Consider the following 6,281-nt stretch of genomic DNA (forward strand, 5'->3'; position numbering starts at 1 on the left):
GGTCACCCCCACCGACTGATCGTGCGCGCCCCCACCGACCCCGCGCGCCCGGGTCAAGACTTACGAAAGGCGGTGGGAGCTTTGCGGCTCTCACGAAGAGGCCTGCTGCGTGCGGGTCTGGCCGGTACGGCCGCCACGGCGCTCGGCGGCCTGGCGTCCGGCTGTGCCGTTCCGACCGGGTCGACCGGGCGGAACATGGTCCTGTGGTACTGGAGCGGCGGCCTGAGCGAGACGGTCGTCAAGAAGGCCAGGGCCCGCTACGACAGCGTCCACCTGGAGGCCGTCCAGATCGGCGGCTACTACCGCTCCAAGCTGATCACCACGATGACGGGCCGGGCCCACATACCCGACATCGCGGGGCTCAAGGGCGAGGACATGGCCTCGTACCTGCCGAACGCGGACCAGTTCGTGGATCTGCGCACGCTGGGCGCGGAGAAGTACAAGGGCCAGTACCTGGACTGGAAGTGGGACCAGGGCATCGCCGAGGACGGCACGATGGTGGGCTTCCCGATCGACTGCGGTCCCATCGCGCACTACTACCAGCCGGCGGTGTACGAGAAGGCCGGGCTGGCGCACGAACCCGGCGACGTCTCCAGGGAGATGGACACCTGGGACAAGTTCTTCGCCGCCGGTGAGCAGCTGAAGAAGCGCGTCCGCGCCTACCTGCTCGTCGACATCCTCGCCGTCTTCGAGAACTCCGTCTGGCAGGGTACGAAGCGGTACGTCGACGAGGACCGCCAGTTCATCGGCGACCAGGAGCACGTCCGTACCGCCTGGGACCGGGCCGTCGAGGCCAAGAAGCGCGGTCTGCTGTCGAGCATCGTCAACGGCACCCCCGACTTCAACGCGGCCACCGAGAGGGGACTGCTGCCCACCCAGCTGGGCGCCTCGTGGGCGGCCGGCGACCTGAAGCTCGGCCTGCCGAAGACGAAGGGCAGGTGGCGGGTGGCGAACTGTCCGGGCGGGCCGGCCAACAACGGCGGCTCGTTCCTGTCGATCACCAGGGCCTGCCGGGAACCCGAGCGCGCCTTCGAGATCATCACCTGGCTGCTCAACGCCGGCAACCAGGCCCAGGGGTTCATCGACGCGGGCCTGTTCCCGTCGACCCCGGCCTCGTACGAGATGAGCAAGCTGCGCGAGCCCGACCCGTTCTTCGGCGGCCAGATCACCATGGACGTCTTCGGCCCGGCCGCGCAGAGGATCCCGGTCGCCTTCAACAGCCCCTACGACGTGGCGCTCGGACAGCCGATCAAGGACGAGATGAAGAACGTCGGCGTCCTCGGCAAGGACCCGGAGAAGGCATGGAGTGACGCCATGAGCAAGTGCCGGCGGATAGCGGACCACCTGGGGGTGAGCGTCTGATGGCGACCGCCCCCGCAGTGGACAAGCCTCCGGTGACCGTGGTGGAGACCGCTGTCACCCGGCCCAGGACGGGCATCCGCAAGTACTGGCACCTGTATGTCGCGATCTCCCCGTTCTACCTCCTCTTCCTCGCCTTCGGGCTCGTCCCGGTCGGCTTCTCGCTCTGGGTCTCGTTCCACCGCTGGGACGGCCTCGGCTCGATGGAGTGGGCGGGCCTGTCGCAGTACCGCTATCTGCTGAGCGACAGCGACTTCTGGGGGTCGGTCGGCAACACGATCGTCATCTGGTCGCTGGCCACGTTCCCCATGATCTTCCTGGCGCTGGTCACGGCCGTGATGCTCAACTCGGCGGTCCGCTTCAAGAACGTCTACCGCTTCGCGTACTTCCTGCCGAGCGTCACCTCGATCGTCGCCGTGGCGATCATTTTCGGCTCGGTGTTCTCCACCAACTTCGGCCTGGTGAACGCTCTGTTGCAGGCGATCGGCCTGGACCAGGTGGCCTGGCTGAACACCCCGTGGGGCATCAAGGCCGCCATCGCCACCCTGATGACCTGGCAGTGGACCGGCTACAACGCGATCATCTTCCTCGCCGGTCTCCAGACGATCCCGGGCGAGCTGTACGAGGCGGCGCGGGTGGACGGCGCCGGAACCGTGCAGACCTTCTTCCGGATCACGCTGCCCCTGATGCGCCCGGTGCTGCTGTTCGTGCTCGTGATCTCCACGGTCACCGGACTGCAGAGCTTCTCCGAGCCGCAGGTGCTGCTGCAGACCACGGCCAACGAGTCGACGTTCTCGGGCGGCCCCGACCACGCCGGCCGGACGATGGTCCTCTACTTCTTCCAGCAGACCTTCGACAACAACGACTTCGGCTACGGTGCCGCCGTGGCCTGGGGCATCTTCCTGGTCGTCGTCCTCTTCTCGATCATCAACTGGCGTCTGGTGCAGCGCCGAGGCGAAGAATAGGAAGGCCGGTCACCATGGCATCCCTCCAGAACACCCGTCGCCCCAAGGCCATCAGGGGCACCCGCACCCGGGGCATCGTCCTCCATCTCTCCCTGGTCCTCGGTGTGCTGCTGTCGGCCTTTCCGTTCTACTGGGCCGTGATCATGTCGACGCACACGTCGACGGAGATCTTCTCCTACCCGCCGAAGCTGCTGCCCGGCTCGCACTTCCTGGAGAACGTCCGCCATCTCTTCGAGAACATCGACTTCTTCGGATCGATGCTGAACTCGCTGCTGGTGGCCACCTCGGTGACGTTCCTGGTGCTGTTCTTCGACTCGCTGGCCGCGTTCGTCTTCGCCAAGTTCCGGTTTCCCGGGCGGCGCGTGCTGTTCGCGCTCATGATGGCGATCTTCATGGTGCCGGCGCAGCTCGCGGCGATCCCCCAGTTCGTGATCATGGCGAGAATCGGCTGGATCGGCTCGATGACCGCGCTGATCGTGCCGGCCGCGGCGAACGCGTTCGGCATCTTCTGGATGCGCCAGTACATGAAGAGCGCCATCCACGACGAGTTGCTGGACGCCTCGAAGCTGGACGGGGCGGGCTTCCTGCGCCAGTACTGGCATGTGGCGCTCCCGGTCGTCCGGCCGGGTCTGGCGTTCCTCGGCATCTTCACGTTCATGGGCCAGTGGAACGACTACGCCTGGCCGCTGATCGCCCTGACCAACCCGGACAACGTGACCCTCCAGGTCGCCCTGTCCCAGCTCAACGGCGTCCACGGCACCACCGACTACGGCATGGTCATGACGGGTGCGCTGCTCGCCCTCGTCCCGCTGCTGATCGTCTTCGCCATCGGCGCCAAACAGATCATCGCCGACCTCGGCAAGGGAGCCATCCGGTGATGTCCGGCGATCCGCTGATCGCTCTGCGCCCGTGGGAGGCACCCGAGGTGACCTCCTGGGGCAGGCTGCCCATGTGCGCGGTGGACCGCCGGGAGAGCGCCCTCTTTCTCGACGGCCGGTGGCGCTTCCAGCTGCTGCCGTCGCCCGGGGCGGAGCCCGGCCCCGAGTGGTCCTGGGCGTCCGTGCCCGGTGCCTGGACGACACAGGACGCGGACGACCTGCCGCAGTACACCAACTTCCGTATGCCGTGGGGGGAGTTCCCGCCCGGGTCCCCCGCCGCGAACCCGACGGGCGTGTACGAGCGGGAGGTCGACATACCCGCCGACTGGGCCGGGCACCGGATCGTGCTCCAGGTCGGCACCGCCGAGAGCGTGCTGCTCGTGCACGTGGACGGCCGGCCGGCCGGTGTCTCCAAGGACTCCCACCTCGCCGCGGAGTTCGACCTGTCCGGCGCCGTACGGCCCGGGGCGCCCGCCACCGTACGGCTCACCGTCGTGAAGTGGTCCGACGCCTCGCACATCGAGGACCAGGACCAGTGGTGGCACGGCGGGATCACCCGCTCGGTGCTGCTGTACGCGACGGACCCGCTGCATCTCGCGGACGTGACCGTACGGGCGCGGTGCGACGGTGAGCTGCGGGTGGACTGCCAGGTGCGGTCGACGGCGGGGGCCCTGCCCACCGGGTGGTACGTCACCGGATGCCTGGACGATCGACCGACCGGGCCTGTGCCGGACGCCGCAGGGCAGGCGGGACCTACGACACAGGCCCTGGCCCAGGACGCCGAGTTCGACCGGCTCAATCTGGAGGACGGCCGTGTCTCCGAGTTCCTCGGCGAGGCCCGGCTGCACCTCACCGTGGACGGGGTGCGCACCTGGACCGCCGAGACACCCGAGCTGTACGGCCTGACCGTACGGCTGCACCGGCCCGACGGCTCGGTCGCCGACACCTCCGTCCACCGCGTGGGCTTCCGCGAGGTCGAGATCCGCGGCCGGGACCTGCTGGTCAACGGCGAGCGGATCTACATCCGGGGCGTCAACCGGCACGACTTCCATCCGCTGACGGGGCGGACGGTGTCGTACGAGGACATGCGGGCCGACCTGGTGACACTGAAGCGCTTCGGCTTCAACGCGATCCGCACCGCCCACTACCCGAATGACCCCGCGCTGTACGACCTCGCCGACGAACTCGGCTTCTACGTCGTGGACGAGGCGAACATCGAGTCGCACGACCACGCCCACGAGCTCGCCGACGACCCGCGCTACACGTCCGCCTTCGTGGATCGCGTCTCGCGCATGGTGCTGCGGGACAAGAACCACCCGTCGGTCATCATCTGGTCGCTGGGCAACGAGTCCGACTACGGCGCCAACCATGACGCGGCGGCCGGCTGGGTACGGCGCCACGATCCGACGCGGCCGATCCAGTACGAGGGCGCGGCCAAGCTCGACTGGGCGGCGACGGACGACGCCTCCGACATCGCCTGCCCGATGTACGCGCCGGTCGAGGACTGTGTGGCGCACGCGCTGTCCGGTGAGCAGACCCGGCCGGTCATCCAGTGCGAGTACTCGCACGCGATGGGCAACAGCAACGGCACGCTCGCCGACCACTGGGCGGCCATCGAGTCCACCCCGGGTCTTCAGGGCGGCTTCATCTGGGAGTTCTGGGACCACGGCATTCTCCAGCGGGTGAGCGACGGGAGACCGGCCGGGCGCGCGGGCGCCGGACTGTATGACAACGGTGTCGCCGGGCCGGGTCTGCGCTGGGCCTACGGCGGCGACTTTGGTGAGGTGATCCACGACGGCGCGTTCATCGCCGACGGTGTCGTCTTCCCCGACCGCACGCCCAAGCCCGTGATGTACGAGCACCGCGAGATCGCCGCGCCGGTGCGGCTGTCCGTCGAGGGCGAGGGGACCTGGCGGGTGCTGCGGGTGCACAACCGGCAGCACTTCCGCGATCTGTCGTGGCTCGCCGCCGAGTGGGAGTTCGCCGCCGCCGACGGGGGCAGCTGGACGGTCCCGGCCGAACTGCCCGGGGTCCCGCCCGGCGGCTCGGCCGTCATCGACCGGCCCGAGGTGCTGGACGGGGCCGGGGAGATCTGGCTGACCCTGCGCGTGAGGACCGCCGTCGACGAACCGTGGGCGCCGCGCGGCACCGAGGTGTGCGGTCCCCAGGTGCTCTGGTACGAGGCGGACGCGGGCGAGCCGGTGGTGGGTGAGCCGGTCGTGGGCACCGAGGACGACGACGCGGACGGGACCATACGGGACAGCTTCGGCCACCTCGTCCCCGGCACGGACGGCCCGTGTTCCGGCGCCCGCCCGGAGACCGACGCCGACGGACTGCTGCTGCACCCCCTGTTGACCGCCCCGCCGCTGCTGAGCCTGTGGCGCGCCCCCACCGACAACGACGTCCTCGGCGGTATGGCCGACCGCTGGCGCGCGCTGGGCCTGGACCGGCCGGTGCGCGAGACCGTGTCCGTCGAGCGGAAGGGCGCCCGGGTCCGGGTGCGCTCCCGCTGGCTCACGGGGGCCGGTCCGGTCGAGCACGAGCAGACGTTCAGCGCGCTGCTGGACGGCCGGGTGTTCGTCGAGGAGAAGGCGGTGCTGCCCGAGGGGCTGAGGGACGTGGCCCGGGTGGGCACCGTCTTCGAGACCGTCGCCGGGCTCGACCGCTTCGCCTGGTACGGGCAGGGCCCCTGGGAGAGCTACCCGGACCGTGCCGCCGGGGCTCCCGTGGGCCACTACACGGCCTCGGTGGACGAGCTGTTCACGCCCTATCTGCGCCCGCAGGAGAGCGGGGGCCGCCACGGGGTGCGCCACTTCTCCCTCACCGGCGACGGCGGCCACGGGCTGTCCGTGCGCCTTGACGAACCCCGCCAGGTCTCCGTGACCCGTTACCGCGCCGAGGACCTGGCCGCCACCGCGCACCACGACGAGTTGGTGCCGCTGCCCGGCTGCGTGGTGCACGTCGACGCGGCCCACCGGGGCCTCGGCACCGCCTCGTGCGGGCCCGACACCTCGCCCGCCTACCTCGTACCGCCCGGCACCCACCGCTGGAGCTGGACCCTGCGCACCCTCTGATCCCC

Annotated in this window: 4 protein-coding genes; all 4 read left to right on the forward strand. The window is 69.7% G+C overall.

What is annotated here, in order from left to right:
• Positions 1–81 precede the first annotated feature (81 nt).
• From FNH04_RS39425 to FNH04_RS39440, 4 genes are read left to right on the forward strand one after another with little or no spacing between them, the layout of a single operon-like run.
• Positions 82–1,362, forward strand: a complete 1,281-nt coding sequence (locus FNH04_RS39425; RefSeq protein ID WP_152790851.1) for an ABC transporter substrate-binding protein — start codon at positions 82–84, stop codon at positions 1,360–1,362.
• On the forward strand, positions 1,362–2,324 hold the full coding sequence (locus FNH04_RS39430; protein WP_152790853.1) for a carbohydrate ABC transporter permease: 963 nt from the start codon (positions 1,362–1,364) through the stop codon (positions 2,322–2,324). Before FNH04_RS39425 ends, FNH04_RS39430 begins: the two co-directional genes overlap by 1 nt.
• Before the next feature lie 14 nt (positions 2,325–2,338).
• Positions 2,339–3,202, forward strand: a complete 864-nt coding sequence (locus FNH04_RS39435; protein ID WP_152790855.1) for a carbohydrate ABC transporter permease — start codon at positions 2,339–2,341, stop codon at positions 3,200–3,202.
• Entirely contained in the window at positions 3,202–6,276 is a 3,075-nt protein-coding gene (locus FNH04_RS39440) for a glycoside hydrolase family 2 TIM barrel-domain containing protein (protein ID WP_152790857.1), read from the forward strand. Before FNH04_RS39435 ends, FNH04_RS39440 begins: the two co-directional genes overlap by 1 nt.
• Positions 6,277–6,281 lie beyond the last annotated feature (5 nt).

Source organism: Streptomyces phyllanthi (genome assembly GCF_009377205.1).
GTDB lineage: Bacteria > Actinomycetota > Actinomycetes > Streptomycetales > Streptomycetaceae > Streptomyces > Streptomyces phyllanthi.